Below are 26,232 nucleotides of genomic sequence, written 5' to 3'. Positions count from 1 at the left end.
AACTCAAGCGCTTTGCTCCAACTGGCGGCCCGCGCCGCGTTTTTTCAAATGAATCATCAACAGCGAAATCGCTGCCGGGGTTACACCGGGGATGCGCGATGCCTGGCCCAGGGTTTCTGGACGCGTTGCGCCGAGCTTGCTCTGGATTTCTTTCGACAACCCGGAAATGCCGGTGTAATCGATATCCACAGGCAGCTTGGTGTCTTCGCTGGCACGCAGGCGGGCGATTTCATCCTGCTGGCGGTCGATGTAACCGGCGTATTTGGTCTTGATCTCGACCTGTTCGGCCACTTGCGGATCTTCCGCTCCCTGGCCGGTCACTTCCACCAGCCCGACGTAATCGATTTCCGGCCGGCTCAACAGGTTGAGCAGGTTATATTCGTGGGTCAGCGGCGTGCCGAATTTCGCCGCAATGGCATCGCCCTGCTCGGTACCCGGACGAACCCAGGTGCTTTTCAGGCGTTGCTCTTCCAGTTCGATATTTTCGCGTTTCTTGCAGAACGCAGCCCAGCGCACGTCATCCACCAGACCCAACTCGCGACCTTTCTCGGTCAGGCGCAAGTCGGCGTTGTCTTCACGCAGGATCAGGCGGTATTCGGCACGGGACGTGAACATCCGATACGGTTCCTGGGTACCCAGGGTAATCAGATCATCCACCAACACACCGATGTACGCCTCATCGCGACGCGGACACCAGCTGTCTTTGCCCTGGGCACGCAGTGCCGCGTTGGCACCGGCCAACAGGCCTTGGGCGCCGGCTTCTTCGTAACCGGTGGTGCCGTTGATCTGCCCGGCGAAGAACAGGCCGCCAATGGCCTTGGTTTCCAGGCTGTACTTCAGATCTCGCGGATCGAAGTAGTCGTACTCGATCGCGTAACCCGGACGCATGATGTGCGCGTTCTCCATGCCACGGATCGACTGCACGATTTGCAGTTGCACATCGAACGGCAGGCTTGTGGATATCCCGTTCGGATAAAGCTCATGGGTGGTCAAACCTTCCGGTTCGATAAACACCTGATGGCTTTCCTTGTCGGCAAAACGATGGATCTTGTCTTCGATCGACGGGCAATAGCGCGGGCCGACACCTTCGATTTCACCGGCAGCGGAATACATCGGCGAACGATCGAGGTTCGCCGCGATGATTTCGTGGGTGCGTGCGTTGGTATGGGTGATCCAGCAACTGACTTGCCGTGGATGCTGTTCCTTGTTGCCCATGAACGACATCACCGGGATCGGAGTATCGCCAGGCTGCTCGGTCATCACCGAGAAATCCACGGACTTGCCGTCGATGCGAGGTGGCGTACCGGTTTTCAGGCGCCCGACACGCAATGGCAACTCACGCAGACGGTGAGCGAGAGCAATCGACGGCGGATCCCCGGCGCGCCCGCCGGAAAAATTCTGCAAACCGATGTGGATAAGTCCACCGAGGAAGGTCCCTGTGGTCAACACCACGGAATCGGCGAAGAAACGCAGGCCCATTTGCGTGACCACACCGCGCACCTGGTCCTGTTCGACGATCAGGTCATCGGCCGCCTGTTGAAATATCCACAGGTTCGGTTGGTTTTCCAGGATCTCGCGGACCGCGGCCTTGTACAGCACTCGGTCAGCCTGTGCGCGGGTAGCGCGCACGGCCGGACCTTTGCGGCTGTTCAACACACGAAACTGGATGCCGCCTTTATCCGTGGCCATGGCCATCGCACCGCCAAGGGCATCGATTTCCTTGACCAGATGGCTTTTGCCGATCCCACCAATGGCAGGGTTGCAGCTCATGGCACCGAGGGTTTCCACGTTATGCGTCAGCAACAGGGTGTTGGCCCCCATACGTGCTGATGCAAGTGCTGCCTCGGTACCGGCATGACCGCCGCCGATGACGATCACTTCAAAACGGGAAGGGAAATCCACCACGCACCTCGTGCCTGCTTTATTCAGGTAATTCGGAAATAGGTTTTGAGTCTGGTCCTGGGTGTTTTTTGAGCCAGGTCGGCAAGTATAGGGACTTCGCCCTTTCTAAAGAACCCTTTGCACAAAATTTAACCAGCTGTGGAGAACTCGCGGTTAAAAAAATAAAAAAGAAAGAAATTTATAAAATCTTTGTTTTTATGTTTATTCTTACTGAGCACCTTATCTGTGGATAACGTTCCGAAGGCCTTTATTTTCAATGTGTACAGAGATTCAAAACCTTGTGGTCATGTGCCATTGAGGGGCTTGGATAACCGGTGTAAGCCTGTGGATTAATGAGGTGGTTATCCACAGAGGCAGTTATCTTCAGATTTGAAGGTGGTTTATCAACCGACCTCAATGGCAGTTATTCACAGAGCTTAATCCACAGAAACAGCCGACAAGGGGTCGCCGAAGCGCCCGCAGGCACGCCACCATTTGGGCAATCCGTTCAAAAAAGAGAGGAGGTAGCGGGTTTGTGTTGCGCTCGATAGGCCTGTGGCGAGGGAGCTTGCTCCCGCTGGGTCGCGAAGCGGCCCCAAAACCCGCCGAATGCGGAGTACCTGACACACCGCACCCGCCGGTTTACGACTGCTTCGCAGCCGAGCGGGAGCACAAGCTCCCTCGCCACGGGTTCGTCGTCAGTCCGGTGGGGTTATTTACCGATGCAGAAGCTGGAGAAGATCCGTCCCAGCAAATCATCAGAGCTGAAGGCGCCGGTAATTTCGCCGAGGAAATGCTGAGCTTGGCGAAGATCTTCGGCCAGCAGTTCTCCGGCCCCCGCCAAGGTCAACTGTGCACGACCGTGTTCCAGGGCCGCGCTGGCGTGGCGTAATGCCTCAAGGTGCCTGCGGCGGGCGCTGAAGCTGCTCTCCGAAGTCTGTTCATAACCCATGCAGGCCTTGAGATGCTCACGCAGCAATTCCAGCCCCTCGCCCGCCGACCTTGCGCTCAGGCTGATGGTCACGTGGCCGTCGTCGCTGACATCCAGGGCAATCGCTTCCCCGGTCAGGTCGGCCTTGTTGCGAATCAGAGTGACTTTCGCCGGATCCGGGCGGACCTCGAGGAATTCCGGCCACAAGGCAAAGGGATCGTCCTCTTCCGGCGCGGTGGCATCCACCACCAGCAACACTCGGTCGGCTTCGCTGATGGCCTTGAGAGCGCGCTCGACGCCGATTTTTTCCACCTGGTCCTCGGTGTCGCGCAAACCGGCGGTGTCCACAACGTGCAGCGGCATGCCGTCGATGTGGATATGTTCACGCAGGATGTCGCGAGTAGTGCCGGCGATTTCCGTGACGATCGCTGCCTCGCGCCCGGCCAGCGCGTTAAGCAGGCTGGATTTGCCGGCATTCGGCCTGCCGGCAATCACCACGGTCATCCCATCGCGCAACAATGCGCCCTGCCCTGCTTCGCGCAATACTGTGGATAACTCCTCGCGCACCTTATCGAGCATGCTCAATACGTGGCCATCGGCGAGGAAGTCGATTTCCTCTTCCGGGAAATCGATTGCTGCCTCGACGTAGATGCGCAGGCCGATCAGTTGCTCCGTGAGGTTATGCACACGCTGTGAAAACGCCCCTTGCAACGAGCGCAACGCATTACGTGCCGCTTGCGCAGAGCTCGCTTCAATCAAATCGGCAATCGCCTCAGCTTGGGCCAAATCGAGTTTGTCATTCAGAAACGCCCGTTCGCTGAACTCCCCCGGTCGCGCCAGGCGGCAACCCAGTTCAAGGCAACGCTTGAGCAGCATGTCCAGGACGACTGGGCCGCCGTGCCCCTGCAACTCCAACACATCCTCACCGGTAAATGAGTTGGGCCCTGGAAAATACAAGGCGAGCCCTTCATCAAGCACCTGCTGCTGCGCATCGAAGAACGGCCCGTAGTGAGCGAACCGCGGTTTGAGTACGCGGCCGCTGATAGCCTGGGCCGCGACACTGGCCAACGGCCCGGAAATACGGACGATGCCGACCCCACCGCGACCTTGGGCGGTGGCAACAGCGGCGATGGTTTCACGCGGAGTGCTCATAAACCGGTATCCAGACAAAAGTGGCAGATAGCAAAACGCCCCACTAGGGGGCGTTTTGTGTGGTTATCCACAGAGCAAGTTACGCCTCGGCTTTTTTCGTCGCCGCTTCGATCTTACGCGTGATGTACCACTGCTGAGTGATGGACAACACGTTGTTCACAACCCAGTACAGCACAAGACCTGCCGGGAACCACAGGAAGAAGAAGGTGAAGATGATTGGCATCATTTTCATGACCTTCGCCTGCATCGGATCCGGAGGCGTTGGGTTCAGCTGCTGCTGGATGAACATGGTCGCGCCCATGATGATCGGCAGGATGAAGAACGGATCCTTGATCGACAGGTCGGTAATCCACAGCATGAACGGCGCCTGGCGCATCTCCACACTTTCCAGCAGAACCCAGTAAAGCGCGAGGAAAACCGGCATCTGTACAAGAATCGGCAAGCAACCACCCAGCGGGTTGATCTTCTCTTTCTTGTACAGCTCCATCATGGCCTGGGACATTTTCTGCCGGTCATCGCCATGTTGTTCTTTCAGAGCGGCCAGTTTCGGTGCCACTGCACGCATGCGCGCCATCGACTTGTAGCTGGCGGCCGACAACGGGAAGAAGATCCCCTTGATCAGCATGGTCAGGAAAATGATCGACCAACCCCAGTTACCCACGATGCTGTGGATATGTTGCAGCAGCCAGAAAATCGGCTGTGCAATGAACCACAGGAAGCCATAGTCAACGGTCAGTTCCAGGCCTGGGGACAGCTCTTTCAGCACGGCTTGGCTTTTTGGACCGGCATACAGAACGGCGCTCGTTTCGGCTTTTGCACCGGGGGCGGCAGTCAATGTCGGACCGGTGTAACCGATGATGAAGTTGCCTTTGCTGTCTTTACGTGTCTGGACGACGTTGCTGTCGCCTTTCTGCGGGATCCAGGCTGTTACAAAATAGTGCTGCAGCCAGGCAACCCAGCCACCTTGGACGGTTTCCTTCAGCTGAGCCTTGTCCATGTCCTTCATGGACACTTTTTTGTACGGTTCCGAACTTGTCCACAGGGCAGCGCCCAGGTAAGTCGCGGTGCCGGTGGCGGTGCTGGAAGAAGGATCGTCGCTGGCGTCACGCTTGAGTTGCGCGAACATCGCACCGGACCAAGGCTGGGCGCTCTGGTTGTCGATCAGGTAAGAGACGGTTACGTCGTACATGCCACGTTTCACTGTGAAACGCTTGATGTAGTTGACGCCATCCTTGCTGAACTTCAGGTCCACGACCAGTTGGTCCTGACCATCAGCCAGTTGATAAGTCTTCTTCTCGGCAGAGTAGATCGGGCGACCGGCCGGGTTCGAATCCGGACCGTTGGTACCGATCAGGCCACTTTGGGCAAGATAGGTGCGCTCGTTACCGTTGTCGAACAACTGGAACGGGATTTCCGGATGATCCTGGCGACGTGGGTACAGCGGCAGCTTCAGCTGGGCGACGTCACCACCTTGTGGATCGATTGCCAGCTCGAGCACGTCCGTCTTGATCTGGATGAGATCTTTGCTTACGGCCACTGGGGCTTCGGCAGGAGCGCTGGTATCGCTTGCCGCACGTGGGATGTCGTCATTGCTGGCAGCGTTGTTGCCAACTGGAGCATCCGGCAGGCTCGGTGCGGTATTGCTGGCTGCAACATTCTGAGTCGGCAGGGCAGCCTGGCCATAGTCCTGGTTCCATTTAAGGACCATGACGTAGGACACGATTGCCAGGGCGACGATCAGGATCGTGCGTTTGATATCCATGATTACTCGGCCATCGAAGAAGAACGGGAGGTAGGGATAGGCGGAACCGGGTCATAACCGCCGGGATTCCACGGATGACAGCGACCTAAACGACGAAAGGTCAGCCAGCCACCGCGCAGGAGGCCATGATTTTCTATGGCTTCGTACGCGTAGCAGGAACAACTGGGGTAGAAACGACAGTGACTGGCCATCAAAGGACTAATGGCGTAGCGATAAAACTGGATCGGAACGAGCGCCAGTTTACGCATCGTGACTGTCTACCCCTACAGTTTCGGTGTTGACTGCTGGTACCGGCTTGTTACGGGCCAGTCGCTTCCAGAGCTTGCCGAAATGCTGAATCAATTCGGGGTTTTCTACGTCACCCAAACCTTTGCGCGCGACGATAACGATGTCCCAACCGACCAGTGAATCCTGGTTCAGGCGAAACGATTCGCGCATCAGACGTTTGAGGCGATTGCGCTGAACGGAGAGCTTTACGCTCTTTTTCCCGATAACCAGCCCGAGTCGGGGGTGATCGAGATCGTTGCTGCGCGCAAGGAGCAGGAGATTTTTCCCCGGAACCTTGCCGGTAGGGGAGTCAAAGACTGCCTTGAAATGCCGGGGTGTAAGCAGACGCTTTTCCCGACTGAAGTCCTGACTCACCTCCAGTGCCGGATTATCAAACTGCCAGACGCGCACGACCTTTGGCGCGACGACGCGACAGGACGGCACGACCGTTCTTGGTAGCCATGCGAGCACGGAAACCGTGGGTACGAGCGCGTTTGATAGTGCTTGGTTGGAAAGTACGTTTCATGTCGTGTTACCTGGTTCGTCCACAACGGGCCGGAATGGCCCCCGTTTTAAGAGACCGGGGATTCTAGAGAAAGCAAGCCTCTAGGTCAATTTCCAACCAGCGTTTCCTTTAAATAGATGTCCAGGTGCTTTCGGCTGATTCGTCAGACAGAGCTAGATATAAAAATAAAGAAGGAATTATTTAAAGCTTTTCTGTAAAGCTTATAAAAGCAAGGCTGCCACCTATCTGTGGATAACAGCGTTGAGGCCTTGTAATCCGCCATGTACAGAGAATGACAACTACGCGGGAAAGCAGTGTCCAGCCTGTGCTGCACTGTCGGATAAGCTGTGGGTGGAATGGCCAGTTATCCACAGAGGGTTTATCCACCGAGTTGCCCCCTCACTTGTGCAACGACCTCAGGCATGGTTATCCACAAGGCTTATCCACTGACCGCCCGTCGTCTTTCGTTCACTTAACGCATTGATAAATCATGGGCGACCGACAAGCTGCATGTGGATAAGTGAGCGACTGATCGCTACAATGGCCGCTTGTTTTTGCCTCACCGGCTTTCAACTTAGGGGATGTCCGTGTCAGTGGAACTTTGGCAGCAGTGCGTGGAGCTTTTGCGCGATGAGCTGCCTGCCCAACAATTCAACACTTGGATCCGTCCGCTACAGGTCGAAGCCGAAGGCGACGAATTGCGCGTCTATGCGCCAAACCGTTTCGTCCTAGACTGGGTCAATGAAAAGTACCTGGGCCGGGTCATGGAACTGCTCGACGAGCATGGCAATGGCATGGCGCCTGCGTTGTCCTTATTAATAGGCAGCAAGCGCAGCTCGGCACCTCGCGCCGCGCCCAACGCGCCGCTGGCTGCTGCCGCAGCTTCCCAGGCCCAGCAAGCAGCCCCGGCACCGGTCAACAACCATGCCGCCACGGCGCCCACGCCCGCCCCGAGCAAACGCAACGCGCAAAAGGTTGCCGAAGTCAGCGAAGAGCCCTCCCGGGACAGCTTCGACCCAATGGCCGGCGCCAGCTCCCAGCAGGCACCGGTGCGGGCCGAACAGCGCACTGTCCAGGTCGAAGGCGCTCTCAAGCACACCAGCTACCTGAACCGGACATTTACCTTCGAGAATTTCGTCGAAGGTAAATCCAACCAGTTGGCTCGCGCGGCGGCCTGGCAGGTGGCGGACAACCCCAAGCACGGCTACAACCCGCTGTTCCTGTATGGCGGCGTCGGCCTGGGTAAGACCCACTTGATGCATGCGGTGGGCAACCATCTATTAAAGAAAAACCCGAATGCCAAGGTCGTGTACCTGCATTCCGAGCGTTTCGTGGCCGACATGGTCAAGGCGTTGCAACTGAACGCGATCAATGAGTTCAAGCGTTTCTACCGTTCGGTGGACGCCTTGCTGATTGACGACATTCAGTTTTTCGCCCGCAAGGAACGTTCCCAGGAAGAGTTTTTCCACACCTTCAACGCCTTGCTTGAAGGCGGGCAGCAGGTCATTCTCACCAGCGACCGCTACCCGAAAGAGATCGAAGGCCTCGAGGAACGCCTCAAGTCACGCTTCGGTTGGGGCTTGACGGTTGCCGTCGAGCCGCCGGAGCTGGAAACCCGTGTCGCGATCCTGATGAAGAAGGCCGACCAGGCCAAGGTCGAACTGCCTCATGACGCCGCTTTCTTTATTGCACAGCGTATTCGCTCGAACGTGCGTGAGCTTGAAGGTGCCCTCAAGCGGGTGATCGCTCACTCGCACTTCATGGGGCGCGATATCACTATCGAGCTTATCCGTGAGTCCTTGAAGGACTTGTTGGCGCTGCAGGACAAGCTGGTATCTGTGGATAACATTCAGCGTACTGTTGCTGAATACTACAAGATCAAGATTTCCGACCTGCTATCCAAACGCCGTTCGCGTTCGGTGGCACGTCCGCGCCAAGTGGCCATGGCCTTGTCCAAGGAACTGACCAACCACAGCCTGCCGGAAATCGGCGATGTGTTTGGTGGACGCGACCACACCACCGTGCTGCACGCCTGCCGCAAGATCAACGAACTTAAGGAATCCGACGCGGACATCCGCGAGGACTACAAGAACCTGCTGCGTACACTGACCACTTGATGACCACCAGCGCAGCTTATTAAGGCAAGGGACTAGACCATGCATTTCACCATTCAACGCGAAGCCCTGTTGAAACCCCTGCAACTGGTCGCGGGCGTCGTCGAACGCCGCCAGACCTTGCCGGTACTTTCCAACGTGCTGCTGGTTGTCGAAGGCCAGCAATTGTCGCTGACCGGTACCGACCTGGAAGTCGAGCTGGTCGGTCGTGTGCAACTTGAAGAGCCGGCCGATCCGGGTTCCATCACCGTGCCGGCGCGCAAGCTGATGGACATCTGCAAGAGCTTGCCCAACGATGCGCTGATCGACATCAAGGTCGATGAACAGAAGCTCGTGGTCAAGGCCGGGCGCAGCCGCTTCACCCTGTCCACATTGCCCGCCAATGACTTCCCGACTGTGGAAGAAGGCCCGGGTTCGCTGACCTGCAGCCTGGACCAGAGCAAATTGCGTCGCCTGATCGAACGCACCAGTTTCGCCATGGCCCAGCAGGATGTGCGTTACTACCTCAACGGCATGCTCCTGGAAGTGTCTGCCGGCGTTATCCGCGCCGTCGCCACCGACGGTCACCGCCTGGCCATGTGCTCGATGCAGGCCGATATCGGTCAACCGGATCGCCACCAGGTGATCGTGCCGCGTAAAGGCATCCTGGAGCTGGCCCGCCTGCTGACCGAGCCGGATGGCAATGTCAGCATCGTGTTGGGCCAACACCACATCCGCGCCACCACCGGCGAGTTCACCTTCACGTCGAAACTGGTGGACGGCAAGTTCCCAGACTACGAACGCGTATTGCCAAAAGGTGGCGACAAGCTGGTGCTGGGCGATCGCCAAGCGCTGCGCGAAGCCTTCAGCCGTACCGCAATTCTCTCCAACGAGAAGTACCGCGGCATCCGTCTGCAACTGGCCAACGGTCAGTTGAAGATCCAGGCGAACAACCCGGAGCAGGAAGAAGCGGAAGAAGAAGTCGGCGTTGAATACAACGGCGGCTCCCTGGAAATCGGCTTCAACGTCAGCTACCTGCTCGACGTGCTGGGCGTGATGAGCACCGAGCAAGTGCGTCTGATCCTGTCCGACTCCAACAGCAGTGCGCTGGTGCAGGAGTCCGATAACGACGATTCGGCTTACGTTGTCATGCCGATGCGTCTGTAACCAGCTAGATGTCCTTAAGTCGCGTCTCGGTCACCGCGGTGCGCAATCTGCACCCGGTGACCTTCTCCCCTTCCCCCCGCATCAATATCCTTTACGGCGCCAACGGCAGCGGCAAAACCAGCGTTCTGGAGGCCGTGCACCTGCTAGGGCTTGCCCGTTCGTTTCGCAGCACCCGCCTCTTACCGGTCATCCAGTACGATCAACTGGCGTGCACGGTGTTCGGGCAGGTGGAACTGGCGGAAGGTGGCCACAGCGCCCTAGGGATTTCCCGGGATCGCCAAGGCGAGTTCCAGATTCGCATCGACGGGCAGAACGCCCGCAGTGCTGCGCAGCTAGCAGAGATTCTGCCGTTGCAGCTGATAAACCCGGATAGCTTCCGCCTGTTGGAAGGTGCACCGAAAATCCGCCGGCAGTTCCTGGATTGGGGCGTGTTCCACGTGGAACCGCGTTTCATGGCGACTTGGCAACGTCTGCAGAAGGCGCTGCGCCAGCGTAACTCTTGGCTGCGACATGGTACACTTGACGCCGTTTCGCAAGCGGTTTGGGACAGGGAACTGTGCCAGGCCAGCGCTGAAATCGATGAATACCGCCGCGCTTATATCAAAGCCTTGAAACCGGTCTTCGAGCAGACCTTGAGCGAACTGGTTGAGCTTGAGGGACTGACGCTCAGCTATTACCGAGGCTGGGACAAAGACCGGGAATTGAGTGCCGTGCTGGCTGGCTCGCTGCAGCGGGACCAGCAGATGGGACACACCCAGGCTGGACCACAACGCGCTGACTTGCGTCTTAGATTGGGCGCACATAACGCCGCGGACATTTTGTCCCGGGGTCAGCAGAAGTTGGTGGTGTGCGCCTTGCGTATCGCCCAAGGGCATCTGGTCAGCCAGGCCCGTCGCGGTCAGTGTATTTATCTGGTGGATGACTTGCCGTCCGAGCTGGACGAGGCCCACCGCCGTGCGCTGTGCCGCTTGCTGGAAGACTTACGCTGCCAGGTGTTCATTACCTGTGTAGACCACGAATTATTGAGGGAAGGCTGGCAGACGGAAACGCCAGTCGCTCTGTTCCACGTGGAACAGGGCCGTATCACCCAGACCCACGACCATCGGGAGTGAAGGCATTGAGCGAAGAAAATACGTACGACTCAACGAGCATTAAAGTGCTGAAAGGCCTGGATGCCGTACGCAAACGTCCCGGTATGTATATTGGCGACACCGACGATGGTAGCGGCCTGCACCACATGGTGTTCGAGGTGGTCGACAACTCCATCGACGAAGCCCTCGCCGGTTATTGCGACGATATCAGCATCATCATCCACCCGGACGAATCCATCACCGTTCGCGACAACGGCCGTGGTATCCCGGTAGATGTGCATAAAGAGGAAGGTGTCTCCGCCGCCGAGGTCATCATGACCGTCCTCCACGCTGGCGGTAAGTTCGACGACAACTCCTACAAGGTATCCGGCGGCTTGCACGGCGTAGGTGTCTCGGTGGTGAACGCGCTGTCCGAAGAGCTGGTTCTGACGGTTCGCCGCAGCGGCAAGATCTGGGAACAGACCTATGTCCACGGCGTGCCTCAGGCACCGATGGCGATTGTCGGCGACAGCGAGACCACCGGCACGCAGATCCACTTCAAGGCTTCGAGCGAAACCTTCAAGAACATCCACTTCAGCTGGGACATCCTGGCCAAGCGGATTCGCGAACTGTCCTTCCTCAACTCCGGTGTCGGCATCGTCCTCAAGGACGAGCGCAGCGGCAAGGAGGAGCTGTTCAAGTACGAAGGTGGCCTGCGGGCGTTCGTTGAGTACCTGAACACCAACAAGACCCCGGTCAACCAAGTGTTCCACTTCAACGTCCAGCGTGAAGACGGCATCGGCGTGGAAATCGCCCTGCAGTGGAACGACAGCTTCAACGAGAACCTGTTGTGCTTCACCAACAACATTCCACAGCGTGATGGCGGTACCCACCTGGTGGGCTTTCGTTCGGCGCTGACCCGTAACTTGAACAACTACATCGAACAGGAAGGCCTGGCGAAGAAGCACAAAGTCGCCACTACCGGTGACGATGCCCGTGAAGGCCTGACCGCGATCATTTCGGTGAAGGTGCCGGATCCGAAGTTCAGCTCCCAGACCAAGGACAAGCTGGTTTCTTCCGAAGTGAAGACCGCTGTCGAACAGGAAATGGGCAAGTACTTCTCCGACTTCCTGCTGGAGAACCCGAACGAAGCCAAGCTGGTGGTCGGCAAGATGATCGACGCCGCCCGTGCCCGTGAAGCCGCGCGCAAGGCTCGTGAGATGACCCGCCGCAAAGGCGCGCTGGACATCGCCGGCCTGCCAGGCAAATTGGCCGACTGCCAGGAAAAGGACCCTGCCCTGTCCGAGCTGTACCTCGTGGAAGGTGACTCCGCTGGCGGTTCCGCCAAGCAGGGCCGCAACCGCCGCACCCAGGCCATCCTGCCGTTGAAGGGCAAGATCCTCAACGTCGAGAAAGCACGCTTCGACAAGATGATTTCCTCCCAGGAGGTCGGCACGCTCATCACTGCGCTGGGCTGTGGTATCGGTCGCGAAGAGTACAACATCGACAAGCTGCGCTATCACAACATCATCATCATGACCGACGCCGACGTCGACGGTTCGCACATCCGTACCCTGCTGCTGACGTTCTTCTTCCGTCAGTTGCCGGAGCTGATCGAGCGCGGCTACATCTACATCGCCCAGCCGCCGCTGTACAAGGTCAAGAAAGGCAAGCAAGAGCAATACATCAAAGACGACGACGCCATGGAAGAGTACATGACGCAGTCGGCTCTGGAAGACGCGAGCCTGCACCTGAACGAAGATGCCCCTGGCATTTCCGGTGAAGCCCTTGAGCGCCTGGTGAATGACTTCCGCCTGGTGATGAAGACCCTCAAGCGCCTGTCGCGCCTGTACCCACAGGAACTGACCGAGCACTTCATTTACCTGCCGGCCGTCAGCCTGGAGCAATTGTCCGATCACGCTGCGATGCAGGATTGGCTGGCCCAGTACGAAGTCCGTCTACGCACCGTGGAAAAATCCGGCCTGGTCTACAAAGCCAGCCTGCGCGAAGACCGTGAACGTAACGTCTGGCTACCGGAGGTCGAACTGATCTCCCACGGCCTGTCGAACTACGTCACTTTCAACCGCGACTTCTTCGGCAGCAACGACTACAAGACTGTCGTTTCCCTCGGCGCGCAATTGAGCACGCTGTTGGACGAAGGTGCGTACATCCAACGTGGCGAGCGCAAGAAATCGGTAACCGAGTTCAAGGAAGCCCTTGAATGGCTGATGGCCGAAAGCACCAAGCGCCACACTATCCAGCGATACAAAGGGCTGGGTGAGATGAACCCGGATCAGCTGTGGGAAACCACCATGGACCCGGGCTCGCGTCGCATGCTGAAAGTCACCATCGAAGACGCCATTGGCGCGGACCAGATCTTCAACACCCTGATGGGTGATGCGGTCGAGCCACGTCGTGACTTCATCGAAAGCAATGCGTTGGCGGTGTCTAACCTGGATTTCTGATCCGGTTTGTAGGTGGGCAAAGTTATTTGCCCTCTCGGTCAAAGTTAAACGGTTCGACCAAAGTTAATTACACGCTCATTAGCCCCTGGCAATGCTATTGCCAGGGGCTTTTTCTTTTGTGCTATCTCCTAGCACATCGCCTAGGAGCTTGGTGGTTGATAGCGATTAGTGCATTTTTTGAGGGTAGAGAGACCACACCACAGTCCATAATGGCACTGTTAATATGTACATCTGTTCAGAAAATATTGCAGCGCACACAGGGAAGCCAGGGTTCAGCATGCTCAAGCTCGAAGACATCAAGAAGGACGCACAGGTTAGGGGTATCCAGTCAGACGAGATCGTGCGGGTCGTGACGGTTGAACCTGTCGGTGACAATGCCATCACCGTGTACTTCAAAGACAGCCAAGGCCGCCTGGGTGAGCAGATGCTGTTTCGCTCGGATGAGGCACGCCTGGAGCTTGCTCAAGCTGGAAGACCTTGGTCGTTCGATGCGGTTGGCGCTGATTTCAAGCTTGGGTTGGAAGCCTACCGTATCAATCTCGCCCACCTGTTTGATCCGATGATGGCGGTTCACACCTCCAACGTTGATCCACTTCCCCACCAGATTTCTGCTGTCTATGAGTCGATGCTTCCGCGTCAGCCTCTGCGCTTCGTTTTGGCCGACGATCCGGGCGCAGGTAAAACCATCATGGCCGGTTTGCTGATCCGCGAGCTACTGATGCGCTCGGATGCCAAACGCATTCTGGTCGTTTCACCTGGTTCCCTGACCGAGCAATGGCAGGATGAGCTGCTGGAAAAGTTTGGCGTTAGATTCGAGGTATTCAGCCGAGAGAAGCAGGAGCAATGCGCCTCGGGAAACTACTTCGAAGAAACCAACCTGCTGATCGCTCGCCTCGATCAGCTGTCGCGCAGTGAGGAGTACCAGCAGAAGCTGAAGAATACCGAGTGGGATCTGATCATCGTCGACGAAGCCCACAAGCTCTCAGCCAACTATTTCGGCAGCAAGGTCAACAAGACTAAGCGTTTCGAACTGGGTGAACTGCTCGGCTCCATTACCCGCCATTTCTTGCTGATGACGGCAACGCCTCACAACGGCAAGGAAGAAGATTTCCAAATTTGGCTGTCCCTGCTCGACGGTGATCGCTTCTACGGCAAGTTTCGTGAAGGCGCACATAAGGTCGATGTGTCCGATATGATGCGTCGCATGGTCAAGGAGGAATTGCTCAAGTTCGATGGCACTGCCCTCTTCCCCGAGCGTCGTGCCTATACCGCGAACTATGAGTTGTCAGACCTTGAGGCCGCGCTCTATCACGATGTTACCGAGTACGTGCGCAACGAGATGAATCGTGCCGACCAGCTCGACGGCAAGCGTAAAGGCACAATCGGTTTCGCCCTGACACAGCTCCAGCGTCGTTTGGCATCGAGCCCTGAAGCTATTTACCAATCGCTTCAGCGTCGCCGTAAGCGCATGGAAAATCGCCTGGAAGAGACGAAGCTTCTGGCTCGTGGACAAGGCGTTGCCAGCACTCTCGGCGAATACAACGTAAAGAAACAGATCGATCTTCCAGACAATCTTGATGATCTGGATGATGAGCTGAGCGCTGACGAATACGAACTCTATGCCGAGCAGGTGGTTGACCAGGCTACTGCTGCCGAGACCATTCCAGAACTTGAGGCTGAAATCTGGTCGTTGAAGGCTCTGGAGGCCCAAGCGCTTTCAGTAGTTCGGTCTGGAAAAGACAAGAAATGGGAGCAGCTCTCTTGCCTGCTGCAAGACACTCCCGAGATGTACACCAGCAGCGGCAACCGTCGCAAACTGATCATCTTTACTGAACACCGTGACACCCTGAATTACCTTATGGCCAGAATCGGCAGCATGCTGGGCAAGCCTGAGGCTGTGGTCACAATTCATGGCGGCACTAACCGTGATGAACGGCGCAAGATTCAGGAGGAGTTCCGTAACAACCCCAATGTACTCGTGCTGATTGCAACGGACGCTGCGGGCGAAGGCGTGAACTTGCAGAATGCCAACCTGATGGTCAATTACGACCTTCCCTGGAACCCGAACCGCCTGGAGCAGAGGTTTGGCCGTATTCACCGCATTGGTCAGACTGAGGTCTGTCACCTGTGGAACATTGTCGCCAACGAAACACGTGAAGGCGAAGTTTTCCAGAAGCTATTCGACAAGATGGAAATCGAGAAGCAGGCACTGGGTGGCAAGGTGTTTGATGTGCTCGGCGAGGCCTTCGACAACATCTCCCTGAAGGATTTGCTGATTGAAGCCATCCGCTATGGTGATGCGCCAGAAACACGCGCCAAGCTGACCCAGGTTATCGATGGCGCTCTGGATACCGAGCACTTGAAGGAAATTCTCCGTCGCAATGCTTTGGTCGAGCAGCATATGAGCTTGGCTGATCTATACGCCGTTAAGGAAGAAATGGAGAAAGCTGAGGCGCGCAAGCTCCAGCCCTACTTCATCCGTGCGTTCTTCACGGAGGCATTCAATACCTTGGGCGGGGAAATACGTGCTCGTGAAGCGGGGCGATACGAAATTCGCCATGTTCCAGCTGCATTGCGGGAGCGAGATCGAGTTATCGGGGAAACCCGTACCCCTGTATTGAAGCAGTACGAGCGTATCTGTTTTGAAAAGCAGCATGTGCGCCTGCACGGTAAGCCCATGGCAGACCTGATCCATCCAGGTCACGCATTGATGCTGGCAATTACTGATCTAATCCTTTCGGCACACCGTAGCAAGCTTAAGCAAGGTTCTATCCTGGTCGATCCCAATGACGACAGCACCAGCCCCAAAGTGCTGTTCATGATCGACCATAGCGTCCGGGAAAACCTAGTTCAGGGCAGTGCCCTGGCCAAGGTTGTCTCTCGTCGTCTGCAATTTGTCGAAATCGATCAGTTTGGCAACACCATCAATGCTGGTTGGGCACCGCACCTGGATCTTCAACCAATCGATAATGGCGACCTAAAGCTTGTCGGTGATGTGCTGGCTGCCCCTTGGATTTCACAGAATCTTGAAGCTCTGGCTCTTCATCATGCATCTGAGCACTTGGTACCGGATCACTATCAAGAAGTGAAAGTACGGCTTGAGCGCCAAGCGGACAAAATTCTCGCGGCGGTGAATGAGCGCCTGGTGAAAGAGATCAACTATTGGTCGGATCGTTTCATCAAACTCAGCGATGACGTCAGTACGGGTAAGCAGCCGCGCATGCAGCCGGAAAATGCCCGCCGTCGCGTGGATGAACTCACTGCTCGCCTTAGCCAGCGGAAGCATGAGTTGGAGGGAATGAAGAATGTGGTATCCAGCACGCCTGTAGTGCTGGGTGGTGCCCTTGTCATTCCTGCCGGGCTGCTGGCACAGCGCAAGGGGGACAATACCTTCTGCGTGGATGCCGAGGCACGTTCACGCATCGAGTGGGCGGCTATGCATGCCGTTGTGGCCGCTGAAAAGGCTTTGGGTCACGAAGTGTTCGATGTATCCGCGCAGAAATGTGGCTGGGACATCACTGCCCGCCCACCGGTCGGCCCGGACAATGCCATTCGTGATGATCGCCACATTGAGGTAAAGGGCCGAGCAAAGGGTTCGTCCACCGTCACTGTGACCAAGAACGAGATTTTCTCTAGCTTCAACCAGGGCGAGAAATTCATCCTTGCCATCGTGCTGGTGGATGGCGAGCAGACGGAAGGCCCCTACTACATCAAGCATCCATTCAAGACCGAGCCTGAGTTCGGCGTAGCTAGCGTCAACTATGACCTGCAAGACTTGCTGGCTCGCGCGACCCAGCCGGGGGAAAGCTTGTGAGCATAGAAATACTTTTACAGCGCACAAAGAGAGACGCCCCAGAGCTTTCGCTACCGGGGCGTCGGGCCAGCGATGCTATCGCTGGCGGGGTTAGTGCGCGAATTATGGTAACGCGTGACCAGGCTGTCAAGCGAACCAGTGGCTTGGGAGCCTAAAAATGCAGCGTGTAATCACTTATGTGGACGGTTTCAACCTTTACTTCGGTCTGAAGACGAGTGGGTTCAAAAAGCACTACTGGCTAGACTTACCTGCGCTATCAACTGCGCTTCTCAAGCCTGACCAGGAATTAGTGGCAACTCACTATTTTACGGCTCGCATTCGCACAAATGGCCGTAATGCTGATGACTCTAAGAGGCAGACGATCTATATCGATGCTTTGGCCGCGCAACCCAATCTGACCCTTCATGAAGGTCACTATCTGGAGAAAACTGGGAACTGTAAGAGCTGCGGTGCTACTTGGAAGACATACGAAGAGAAGATGACAGACGTAAACATCGCCGCGCAGATGCTGGCTGATGCTTATGAAGATCGCTTCGATACAGCCTTTATCATTTCTGGTGATAGTGACCTGACTACACCGATCCAGCAGGTACGCAAGCGCTTCCCAAATAAACGGCTAATTGTCGTGTTCCCACCCAATCGCCAGTCGGCGCAGCTAAAGAGAACCGCTAATGGCACCCTCGTCATTGGTGAAGACAAGCTGCGTCAGAATCAGTTATCCGATCCTGTTATTACCGCCAGTGGCTTTGCCCTGCATCGACCAGCCCATTGGCGCTAAGGAATACCATGTACCCGATTAAGACCCCGAAAAAACTGATTGAAGTCGCGCTTCCATTGGATGCAATCAACGTTGCATCTGCACGTGAAAAGTCCATTCGTCATGGTCATCCCAGTACTTTGCACCTGTGGTGGGCACGTCGCCCGCTAGCGGCTGCGCGAGCAGTTATCTTTGCACAGATGGTCAATGATCCGGGTTATGAGCGTCACCTGGGGCGAGGGGTGAACAAGGAAAGGGCAGCTGCCGAGCGGGAGCGGCTATTTAAGATCATCGAAGACTTGGTTGTGTGGGAAAACAGTAACAATGAAGAGGTACTTGAGCGTGCGAGAGCAGAAATCTGGAAAAGTTGGCGCGAAACCTGTGAGCTGAACAAGAATCATCCTCTGGCGATGGAGTTGTTCAACCCAGAAAGACTGCCTGGCTTCCACGACCCGTTTGCCGGTGGCGGCGCACTCCCACTGGAGGCGCAGCGGTTAGGTCTAGAAAGTTATGCCAGTGATCTAAATCCAGTAGCGGTCACAATCAATAAAGCGATGATAGAGATCCCTCCAAAGTTTGGTGGGCAAGCCCCTGTGGGCCCGGAAATTGCCGCAAATAAGGGTTCAAAAAAGCGAGCAACTAGGGATGCATTCGAGGATTGGTCAGGGGCTTGTGGCTTGGCCGAAGATATACGCCGTTACGGGGCTTGGATGTCTGAGCTTGCAGAGAGCAGAATTGGAAAATTCTATCCCAAGATTGAAGTGACTTCTGAAATGGTGATTGAACGCCCTGACCTTAAATTTTATTCGGGCGAGAAATTACAGGTAATTGCTTGGATTTGGGCACGCACAGTACGCAGCCCTAATCCTGCCTACAGCCACATCGAAGTTCCCCTTGTTTCAACTTTCGTGCTTGCAAGCAAAGAGAGTAAAGAGGCATATGTAGAGCCAGTTATAGAGGATGGATCTTATAGATTCGTAATAAGAAAATCAGCTCCTACAAATAAGGCGAAATTAGGAACTAGAGGTGGCGGAAGAGGAGCCGATTTTATTTGTGTCATGTCAGGAACCCCTATTAGTGGTGATTACATTAAGGCTGAGGGCCAAGCTGGACGCCTTGGTATTAAGTTGATGGCAATTGCTGCTGAAGGTAAGCGAGAGAGAGTATATCTCCATCCATCCGAGCATCAGGAGTTCACTGCTAGGTTGGCGGTGCCAGAATGGAAGCCAGAAATAGACTTCTTCCAAAAAGCTCTTGGATTTCGAGTTGGGAATTATGGAATGCAAAAATGGAGCGATCTGTTCACAGATCGCCAAATGAATGCACTTAACACATTTTCTAATTTAGTAATCGAAGCAAGCGAACATGCATTCCAAGCAGCATTGTCAGCAGGACTAGAGCCAGGGGAGAGTCTGGCGAATGGAGGAACGGGAGCTAGAGCGTACGGAGACGCAATAGCTGTATATCTTACACTTGGTGTTGGCCGATCCGCGGATTTTTGGTGCACTATTGCTACATGGAGCTCAGCTCCAAAGAATGAGTTGGTATCTCATGCATTTACGAAGCAAGCAATTCCAATTACTTGGGATTTTGCCGAAGTGAATCCATTTAGTGATTCTGGTGGTAATTTCAACCAGAATATTAGTTTTGTGGCTAAGTGTGTTGAAAAGCTACCGGCAAATTGCCACGGAAAAGTTCAGCAAGCAGATGCTGCTGTTCAAGATATATCAAATTTAAAAGTTATTTCGACAGATCCGCCATATTACGACAATATTGGATATGCAGACCTATCAGATTTCTTTTATGTCTGGTTTAGGCGGTCGCTTAGAAATATAATTCCCGATGTTTTTTCAACCTTGGCTGTTCCTAAGCTGGAAGAGCTTGTGGCAACGCCGGGACGGCATGGAAATAGAAATCAGGCAGAAGAATTTTTCTTAAACGGAATGACTTCCGCCATTAAAAATTTATCTGTGAGAGCACATCCGGCATTTCCCGTCACCATATACTATGCATTTAAGCAATCAGAAACGCAGAATGATGTAGGAACATCTAGTACTGGTTGGGAAACATTTTTGCAGGCAGTCATTTCGGCTGGATTTGCCATTTCCGGAACATGGCCGCTTCGTACTGAACGTGCCGCCCGTTCACGAGGCATCGGATCTAATGCTTTGGCATCAAGCATAGTTTTGGTCTGCGTTCAGCGCGCCTCCGATGCTATTAAAATATCTCGACGAGACTTTATTCGAGAGCTAAATACCACCTTGCCGGAAGCACTTTTGGATATGACACGTGGTGGAATTAATTCGCCTGTTGCCCCGGTGGACTTGTCGCAAGCAATTATTGGCCCAGGCATGGAGGTATTTAGCAAATATAGCGCTGTGATGGAGGCAGATGGCATGCCCATGACAGTACGTACGGCCTTGCAATTGATCAACCGATTCATTGGTGAAGATGACTTTGACCACGATACCCAGTTCTGCATAGCTTGGTTTGAACAACATGGTTGGGCTGAGGGTAAATATGGTGATGCAGATGTTTTGGCTCGCGCTAAGGGTACTAGCGTCGGAGGCTTGACCGAAGCTGGGGTCATTGAAAGTGCAGGTGGAGATCTGCGTTTGCTCAAGTGGGCTGAAATGCCTCGAAATTGGTCTCCAGAAAACGATACACGTGTGCCGGTTTGGGAATCCCTGCACCAACTTATCCGAGCCCTTAACCAGGACGGTGAAAGCGCTGCCGGTGCTTTGCTGGCACGCATGCCCGACAAAGCTGCTGGCCTTATTGCGTTGACTTATCGTCTCTATACCCTCTGTGAACGGCAAGGTTGGGCTGAGGAAGCTCGGGCCTATAACGAGCTACAAGGTGCTTGGATTGGTATTGAGCAAGCCTCCCACGAGGTAGGTCATGTTCGTACTCAGGCTCAGATGGATATTTGATCAAGGGACGTAGGTGATGCAGAACAGGAAGCTTTCGATCCGCAAAATCGTTTCGTACCTGAATGACTCGGAGTCTGAAGGTGGTGGCTTTTGGTTGCCAAATATTCAGCGGCCTTTCGTGTGGAGTGAGGAGCAGATCAGCCGCCTGTTTGACTCCATCATGCGCGAGTATCCGATCAGCACGCTGCTGGTGTGGAAAACCCGTGAAGAGGTCAGGCATCGCAAGTTCATCGACAACTACCACCGCGATATCAAGCTCACCGATTACCGGGTGCCAGATAACAGCCGCTCGAAGATGATGGTGCTTGATGGTCAGCAGCGCCTGCAAAGCCTATTTATTGGCGTTAAAGGAGGCTACAGCGGGCGCGAGCTGTACTTTGATGTGCTCAGCGGTGGTGATATGGCAGCGCCTGAAGACATCCGCTTCCGTTTTGCCTTCAAGGACAAAGACTCCGCCAACTGGCCTTGGGTGCGTTTCAAGAACATGGTGTTTATCAACAACAAACTCGATCTTCAGATTGCTCAAGAGCTAGCCAAACTGGCCCCTGGTGAGCTGACCAATGATGAGCAGATGACTTTGCAGCTCAATATAGGCCGTGTGCGCAAAGAGTTCGTCAATGACGACAACATCACCTTCCAGGAACTGGATGGTATCGATAACCCGGATGCTTATCGGGTTGACGACATCGTTGAGATTTTCATCCGAGCCAACTCCGGTGGCACTAAGTTGGGCAAATCCGATCTTCTGTTCTCCCTGCTGACCTCTAGCTGGGATGAAGCCGATGGTGAGATCGAGGCCCTGCTGGATGATTTGAATCAGGGCGGCTTCGACTTTGATCGCGACTTTGTCCTCAAATGCTGCCTGACCGTACTGAACAAGGGCGCTCGCTACGAGGTAGAGAAATTCCGCGATGGCAAAACCAAGGAGGAGATCATTGCCCAATGGGAGAAGATCGCTGAGGCCATCAAGGATGTGCGCGATTTGGTTGTCAGCAAAACCTACATCCGCAGTGACAAGGCTCTGCCCTCCTACCTGGCCCTGATTCCGTTGATTTACTTCCGGTATCAGTACCCTGCCAAGTTCAAAGGTAAGTCTGGCTTGCCTGAGTACCTACTGCGCTCGTTGCTCAGCGGTGCCTTTGGTGGCAACCCTGATCAGCTGATCGACAAGTTGGTGCGTAACATCCAAGAGCATGAAGACTTTGTGTTGAGCGAAGTCTTTGGGGTTATTCGTGCCGATGGCCGCAGCTTGGAGATCACGCCGGAAGTCATTTTCAACCAGTACTACGGCTCTCGCTCGATCCACCTGTTCTTCAACTTGTGGTATCGCGACTTCAACTATTCTCCGGCGCTGGGTGCCAATGGCCCGCAGGTCGACCATATCTTTCCGCAGAGCCTGTTGAAGTCAGTCAAGGACATCAACCCAGACAGCGGTAAGCGCAATATCCTGCGTTACCGCTCCGAGCATCGGGATCAGATCGCCAACTGCATGCTGCTGACCGCTGATGAAAATGGATTCAACGGCAAGTGTGATATTCCACCGGGCGACTGGTTCGACCGCAGCCGTTTCAAGAGCGATGAGGAGCATGAAAAGTATTTGGCCATGCACCTTATTCCCCAAGATCAAGAGCTGTGGAAGCTTGAGAATTACGAAGCGTTTATTGAGGCGCGTAAGCAGTTAATCCAAGACAAGTTCAGCTACATGCTGCGCACCGCTCAGGGAGATCATGTATGACCCTTAAACCTTGGCGTGAAATCGCCGAGCCCCATGAAGACGTGCGTAGAGGCACCTTCGTTCAGGCTGAATTCGCCGCTGATATCACCCGTGTTCACAGCGGGACAGCTACTGCCGAATACCAGAACCCGACGCTGTTCTTCGACCGAACCTTCATCACCGAAGGGATGTCTCTGCTGCTCGACTCGGTGGTAAAGCGGTTGGCGGGTAAGGGCGGCGATCCAGTGATTCAGCTGCAAACAGCTTTTGGTGGTGGTAAGACCCACACCATGCTGGCGGTATATCACTTGGCTTGTGGCAAAGTACCGGCCAGTGAAATGCCGGGCATCCCCAATATCATCGACAAGGCAGGCGTAGGTGAGCTACCTCGCGCCCGCATTGCTGTGCTCGATGGGATTAAAGCATCACCGAATCAGCCGGTTCAGCATGGCGCCATTCAGGTACACACCCTGTGGGGTGACTTGGCTTGGCAGTTGGGTGGTGAGGAAGGTTACGCCCTGGTCGCCAGCGCTGACCAATCAGGTACTTCGCCTGGCAAGGATGTACTTCAGCAGCTGCTGGAGAAGTGCGCGCCTTGTGTGATACTGATCGACGAGTTGGTTGCTTACATTCGCCAGTTTGAAGAGGGTAAAGCCCTAAGCGGTGGCACCTTCGACTCCAACCTGAGCTTCGTTCAGGCCCTGACCGAGGCGCTTAAGGCGGTGCCAACGGCTGTACTGCTGGCGTCTTTGCCGGAGTCCGAAAAAGAAGCAGGTAGCCAGCGTGGTGTTCGGGCGCTGGAGTCTCTCTCCCACTACTTCGGGCGTGTCCAAGCGCTGTGGAAGCCAGTTGGTACAGAAGAGGCTTTCGAAATTGTTCGGCGCCGCTTGTTCAGCAACATCTCGGATCGCCTGGCTGCCGAGCAGGTTTGCCGTACATTCGCTGATTATTACATCGCACACAGCAATGAATTTCCGGCTGAAACGCAGGAAAGCCGCTATTACGAGCGTCTGCTGCATGCTTACCCCATTCACCCCGAGGTGTTCGACCGCCTGTATGAGGACTGGTCGACGCTGGATAACTTCCAGCGTACCCGTGGCGTACTGAAGATGATGGCCAAAATGATCTTCAGTCTGTGGAAGGATGGAAATAATGACCCGTTGATCATGCCTGGAAGCCTGCCACTGGCCGATCCGGATTCGCGTAACGAGGTCACCTACTACCTGCCTCCCGGCTGGGATCCGGTGATGGAGCGCGACATCGATGGCCCGCGTGCTGAGACGATGGCCATCGAGAACCATAATGCTCGCCTGGGCAGTGTGCAGGCTTGTCGCAGAACGGCACGCACTATATTCCTGGGCAGCGCACCAACGACTTCGGGGCAGGTCGCTCGGGGCATCGAGCTTGAGCGAATCATGTTGGGTACGGTGCAACCTGGTCAGCAAATTGGCCTGTTCAAGGATGCTCTGCGCAGCCTGGCGGACAAGCTGCATTATCTGAACAGTGCTAACAATCACTACTGGTTTGATACCCGCCCGAATCTTCGTCGCGAGATGGAGGAGCGCAAGAAGCGCTTCAAGGATCGCGAGGATGTCTTCCCGGCCATTCGCAAGCGAGTGCAGGATAGTTTCGCCAGTGGTTTATTCGGTGGGGTGCATGTCTTCACGGAGAGTGGTGATGTCCTGGATGACTACCAACTGCGTTTGGTCGTGCTGCCTCCGGATGCTGGCTATAGCAAGAGTGGCGCAAGCCAAGCTATTGCCAAGGCCAATGACATTCTGAAGAACCGTGGCGAGCAGCCCCGGCAGAAACAGAATCGCCTAATCTTCCTGGCTGCCGAGCACGATAACGTCAGCCGTTTGAAGGAGCAGGTGCGCACCATGTTGGCGTGGGAGTCCATCGCTAACGACTACAAGGACAACCGCATCACTCTCGACAACCTGATGGCGAAGAACGCTACAGCCAGTTTTGAGCAGTCTAAAGATGCGCTCAAGCGAATGATCCGAGAAACCTACAAGTGGTTGTTGGCTCCGGTTCAGACTGCTGTGTCAGGTCGTGGTCTGTCGGATGTCGAGTGGGAGCATTTTGCAGTCAATCCGGGTGCAGCCAACCTTACCCAGGAAATCGAGCGCGTACTCAAAGAGAACGAACTTCTCATCACGGAGTGGGCCCCTTATCACCTGTCTAGCATGCTCAAGAGCTGGTTCTGGAAAGATGATGTTAAGGAAGTAGGTGCTCAGGACATATGGCAGAAGAGCTGCTGCTACCTGTACCTCCCTCGCCTGCGGGATAGCACTGTGTTCGTGCAAGCCCTCAGCGTTGGTCTGGAGAGCACCGACTTCTTTGGTATCGCGCAGGGTAAGGAGGCAGATCGTTACCTCGGGTTTGTGTTTGATAGACCTGCCCTCGTAACCCTCGAAGCCTGTCAGATCATTGAACCGTCGGTTGCTTCAGCCTATGCAGAGAAACTGCGTCAGGAAAAAGAAGAAGCCGAGCGTGCCCGGAAAAAGGCTCAGGAAGCGGAGGGTGGGGAAAAACCTGAGCAAGGTGGTGATGTTGATCCCACGCCGCCAGGGGGGGATGAGCGTCATGAGGAGTCCGACGAGGAAACCTCCAAAGCGTTGATCACTCAGTTCTACGCATCTACTGACCTGGATCCTGTGAAGGCGAAAATGGACTTTGCGCTGCTGGTTGATGAAGTAGTGCAGCAGTTCACGGCGAAGCTGGGAGTAGAAGTGAAAATCTCTATCGAGATCCAGGCCTCTAGCAAGGCAGGATTTGATGATGGGCTGCAACGAGCCATCAAGGAGAACTGCAACGTACTGAAGTTCAAGTCGGCTGAGTTCGAGTAACTCTGCGACCTGCTTGGTACACGAAAGCCCCGCCTGTGCAGAACAGCGGGGCTTTTTTGTTAGGAGTGACGTGTTCTTTCAGAGCCAGTGGCTAGGAATCTCGACCTGAAAGTTCTTCGCCACGATACGCAGGGTGGCAAGGATTTCTGTATGGCGGAGCTGATCAGCCGGTTGCCAGTTGGCTCGGCGATCCAGGAGAGCTTTTAGCTCAACCAGGTTGTACATGCCCAAACGATGAAAGTTGCCCCAGGACGGCATCCCGAAAAGGTTGTAGATGACCACGGTAGAGTCGCGCTCACTAGCCAGACGTTTTTCGCCTGTGATCTTTTCAGCAGCAGCTTCAGCTTCGTCGCGGTCGTCGTAGGTGTTGAGTAATTTCATTGGTGCATTAGCAGTGATGAGCGAGGCCGGATTTTACTCTGCGGGAGCCAATGTAGCCTGTAATTCTGTAGTGCCCTAGCGGCTGTATCGCCATGGATGCTTTTCGTTGCCCAAAGACTGTATATCCGCACGGGCATAGGAAAAATTCGCGGGGTTTTTCCGCTCTACGCTTAGAACTAGCTTTTGAACGTACTTCCGATATTTCTTGCTGGTAGCCACCAGCCGCTCAAGCTCAGCCCCCGCGCGCTTATCTCCGGCGCGGTAAAGGGCTATAAGCCGTTTGGCGACCACTGCGACGAGCTCATTGGGTTGTTGCATGTAAGGCTCTTCGATAACGTCCATGTCTGATTCCTGAGGTTAGAGTGGGTTGGGGTTCACCAAGCATCTTTGCGCTAGCTAGCGGTCTACTTGAATATCTGAGTACCAGACGAAGCTTCCAGTATCCAGATGAATCCAGAGCTAAAGCTCTACCGTCAGCATCTTGATCC

17 protein-coding genes are annotated in these 26,232 nt (G+C 55.1%); 9 read left to right on the top strand and 8 right to left on the bottom strand.

Features of this window, described 5'->3' with window-relative positions; all coding sequences use genetic code 11:
• Positions 1 to 3: 3 nt before the first annotated feature.
• From mnmG to rpmH, 6 genes are all read right to left on the bottom strand, one after another.
• The gene (gene mnmG / locus Q7C33_RS03725; protein ID WP_407682868.1) at positions 4 to 1,902 is read right to left on the bottom strand and encodes a tRNA uridine-5-carboxymethylaminomethyl(34) synthesis enzyme MnmG; all 1,899 of its coding nucleotides are present in this window, start codon (positions 1,900 to 1,902) and stop codon (positions 4 to 6) included.
• A gap of 691 nt (positions 1,903 to 2,593) precedes the next feature.
• Complete coding sequence (gene mnmE, locus Q7C33_RS03720; protein WP_407682867.1) at positions 2,594 to 3,964, bottom strand: tRNA uridine-5-carboxymethylaminomethyl(34) synthesis GTPase MnmE; 1,371 nt, start codon at positions 3,962 to 3,964, stop codon at positions 2,594 to 2,596.
• A gap of 79 nt (positions 3,965 to 4,043) precedes the next feature.
• On the bottom strand, positions 4,044 to 5,726 hold the full coding sequence (gene yidC / locus Q7C33_RS03715; RefSeq protein ID WP_030139025.1) for a membrane protein insertase YidC: 1,683 nt from the start codon (positions 5,724 to 5,726) through the stop codon (positions 4,044 to 4,046).
• A 2-nt stretch (positions 5,727 to 5,728) separates the two neighbouring features.
• Positions 5,729 to 5,974: a membrane protein insertion efficiency factor YidD gene (yidD, locus tag Q7C33_RS03710; RefSeq protein WP_010465488.1), complete on the bottom strand. Its 246-nt coding sequence runs from the start codon at positions 5,972 to 5,974 to the stop codon at positions 5,729 to 5,731.
• Entirely contained in the window at positions 5,967 to 6,368 is a 402-nt protein-coding gene (gene rnpA, locus Q7C33_RS03705; RefSeq protein WP_030139024.1) for a ribonuclease P protein component, read from the bottom strand. The genes yidD and rnpA overlap by 8 nt, the downstream gene beginning before the upstream one ends.
• A 16-nt stretch (positions 6,369 to 6,384) precedes the next feature.
• Positions 6,385 to 6,519, bottom strand: coding sequence for a 50S ribosomal protein L34 (rpmH, locus tag Q7C33_RS03700; RefSeq protein WP_003213577.1), 135 nt, complete (start codon positions 6,517 to 6,519; stop codon positions 6,385 to 6,387).
• 566 nt (positions 6,520 to 7,085) lie between these two features.
• Between rpmH and dnaA the strand changes: the two genes are divergently transcribed.
• From dnaA to Q7C33_RS03655, 9 genes are all read left to right on the top strand, one after another.
• Complete coding sequence (dnaA, locus tag Q7C33_RS03695; RefSeq protein ID WP_258648575.1) at positions 7,086 to 8,615, top strand: chromosomal replication initiator protein DnaA; 1,530 nt, start codon at positions 7,086 to 7,088, stop codon at positions 8,613 to 8,615.
• A 39-nt stretch (positions 8,616 to 8,654) separates the two neighbouring features.
• Positions 8,655 to 9,758, top strand: a complete 1,104-nt coding sequence (dnaN, locus tag Q7C33_RS03690; protein ID WP_407682866.1) for a DNA polymerase III subunit beta — start codon at positions 8,655 to 8,657, stop codon at positions 9,756 to 9,758.
• A gap of 8 nt (positions 9,759 to 9,766) precedes the next feature.
• Positions 9,767 to 10,870, top strand: a complete 1,104-nt coding sequence (gene recF / locus Q7C33_RS03685) for a DNA replication/repair protein RecF (protein WP_030139022.1) — start codon at positions 9,767 to 9,769, stop codon at positions 10,868 to 10,870.
• Between the two features lie 5 nt (positions 10,871 to 10,875).
• On the top strand, positions 10,876 to 13,293 hold the full coding sequence (gyrB, locus tag Q7C33_RS03680) for a DNA topoisomerase (ATP-hydrolyzing) subunit B (RefSeq protein WP_030139021.1): 2,418 nt from the start codon (positions 10,876 to 10,878) through the stop codon (positions 13,291 to 13,293).
• A 277-nt stretch (positions 13,294 to 13,570) separates the two neighbouring features.
• A complete protein-coding gene (locus Q7C33_RS03675; protein WP_407682865.1) occupies positions 13,571 to 17,107 on the top strand; it encodes a helicase-related protein in 3,537 nt (1,178 codons plus the stop codon).
• 157 nt (positions 17,108 to 17,264) lie between these two features.
• Positions 17,265 to 17,885: an NYN domain-containing protein gene (locus Q7C33_RS03670; protein WP_407682864.1), complete on the top strand. Its 621-nt coding sequence runs from the start codon at positions 17,265 to 17,267 to the stop codon at positions 17,883 to 17,885.
• Between the two features lie 8 nt (positions 17,886 to 17,893).
• Positions 17,894 to 20,797, top strand: a complete 2,904-nt coding sequence (locus Q7C33_RS03665) for a DUF1156 domain-containing protein (protein WP_407682863.1) — start codon at positions 17,894 to 17,896, stop codon at positions 20,795 to 20,797.
• Positions 20,798 to 20,813: 16 nt separating this feature from the next.
• Positions 20,814 to 22,532, top strand: a complete 1,719-nt coding sequence (locus Q7C33_RS03660) for a GmrSD restriction endonuclease domain-containing protein (protein ID WP_407682862.1) — start codon at positions 20,814 to 20,816, stop codon at positions 22,530 to 22,532.
• Complete coding sequence (locus Q7C33_RS03655; RefSeq protein WP_407682861.1) at positions 22,529 to 25,363, top strand: ATP-binding protein; 2,835 nt, start codon at positions 22,529 to 22,531, stop codon at positions 25,361 to 25,363. The genes Q7C33_RS03660 and Q7C33_RS03655 overlap by 4 nt, the downstream gene beginning before the upstream one ends.
• A gap of 78 nt (positions 25,364 to 25,441) precedes the next feature.
• On the opposite strand, the gene Q7C33_RS03650 is transcribed toward Q7C33_RS03655, so the two are convergent.
• Positions 25,442 to 25,744 carry a hypothetical protein gene (locus tag Q7C33_RS03650; protein ID WP_407682860.1) on the bottom strand — a complete coding sequence of 101 codons (303 nt, stop codon included), beginning with the start codon at positions 25,742 to 25,744 and terminating at the stop codon, positions 25,442 to 25,444.
• Between the two features lie 75 nt (positions 25,745 to 25,819).
• Positions 25,820 to 26,086 (bottom strand): hypothetical protein, encoded by a 267-nt coding sequence (locus Q7C33_RS03645; protein WP_407682859.1) that lies wholly within the window; start codon positions 26,084 to 26,086, stop codon positions 25,820 to 25,822.
• Positions 26,087 to 26,232 lie beyond the last annotated feature (146 nt).

It is taken from the genome of Pseudomonas sp. BP11-1-1, from assembly GCF_052112105.1.
Lineage (GTDB): Bacteria > Pseudomonadota > Gammaproteobacteria > Pseudomonadales > Pseudomonadaceae > Aquipseudomonas > Aquipseudomonas alvandae.
The sequence above is the reverse complement of the archived record's forward strand: the minus strand, read 5'-3'. Positions and strand labels throughout refer to the sequence as shown.

Coding starts and splice junctions, on each gene's coding strand:
- mnmE (WP_407682867.1), bottom strand. CDS start 3,964: ATGAGCACTCCGCGTGAAACCATCGCCGCTGTTGCCACCGCCCAAGGT.
- yidC (WP_030139025.1), bottom strand. CDS start 5,726: ATGGATATCAAACGCACGATCCTGATCGTCGCCCTGGCAATCGTGTCC.
- yidD (WP_010465488.1), bottom strand. CDS start 5,974: ATGCGTAAACTGGCGCTCGTTCCGATCCAGTTTTATCGCTACGCCATT.
- rpmH (WP_003213577.1), bottom strand. CDS start 6,519: ATGAAACGTACTTTCCAACCAAGCACTATCAAACGCGCTCGTACCCAC.
- dnaN (WP_407682866.1), top strand. CDS start 8,655: ATGCATTTCACCATTCAACGCGAAGCCCTGTTGAAACCCCTGCAACTG.
- recF (WP_030139022.1), top strand. CDS start 9,767: ATGTCCTTAAGTCGCGTCTCGGTCACCGCGGTGCGCAATCTGCACCCG.
- Q7C33_RS03675 (WP_407682865.1), top strand. CDS start 13,571: ATGCTCAAGCTCGAAGACATCAAGAAGGACGCACAGGTTAGGGGTATC.
- Q7C33_RS03670 (WP_407682864.1), top strand. CDS start 17,265: ATGCAGCGTGTAATCACTTATGTGGACGGTTTCAACCTTTACTTCGGT.
- Q7C33_RS03665 (WP_407682863.1), top strand. CDS start 17,894: ATGTACCCGATTAAGACCCCGAAAAAACTGATTGAAGTCGCGCTTCCA.
- Q7C33_RS03660 (WP_407682862.1), top strand. CDS start 20,814: ATGCAGAACAGGAAGCTTTCGATCCGCAAAATCGTTTCGTACCTGAAT.
- Q7C33_RS03655 (WP_407682861.1), top strand. CDS start 22,529: ATGACCCTTAAACCTTGGCGTGAAATCGCCGAGCCCCATGAAGACGTG.
- Q7C33_RS03650 (WP_407682860.1), bottom strand. CDS start 25,744: ATGAAATTACTCAACACCTACGACGACCGCGACGAAGCTGAAGCTGCT.
- Q7C33_RS03645 (WP_407682859.1), bottom strand. CDS start 26,086: ATGGACGTTATCGAAGAGCCTTACATGCAACAACCCAATGAGCTCGTC.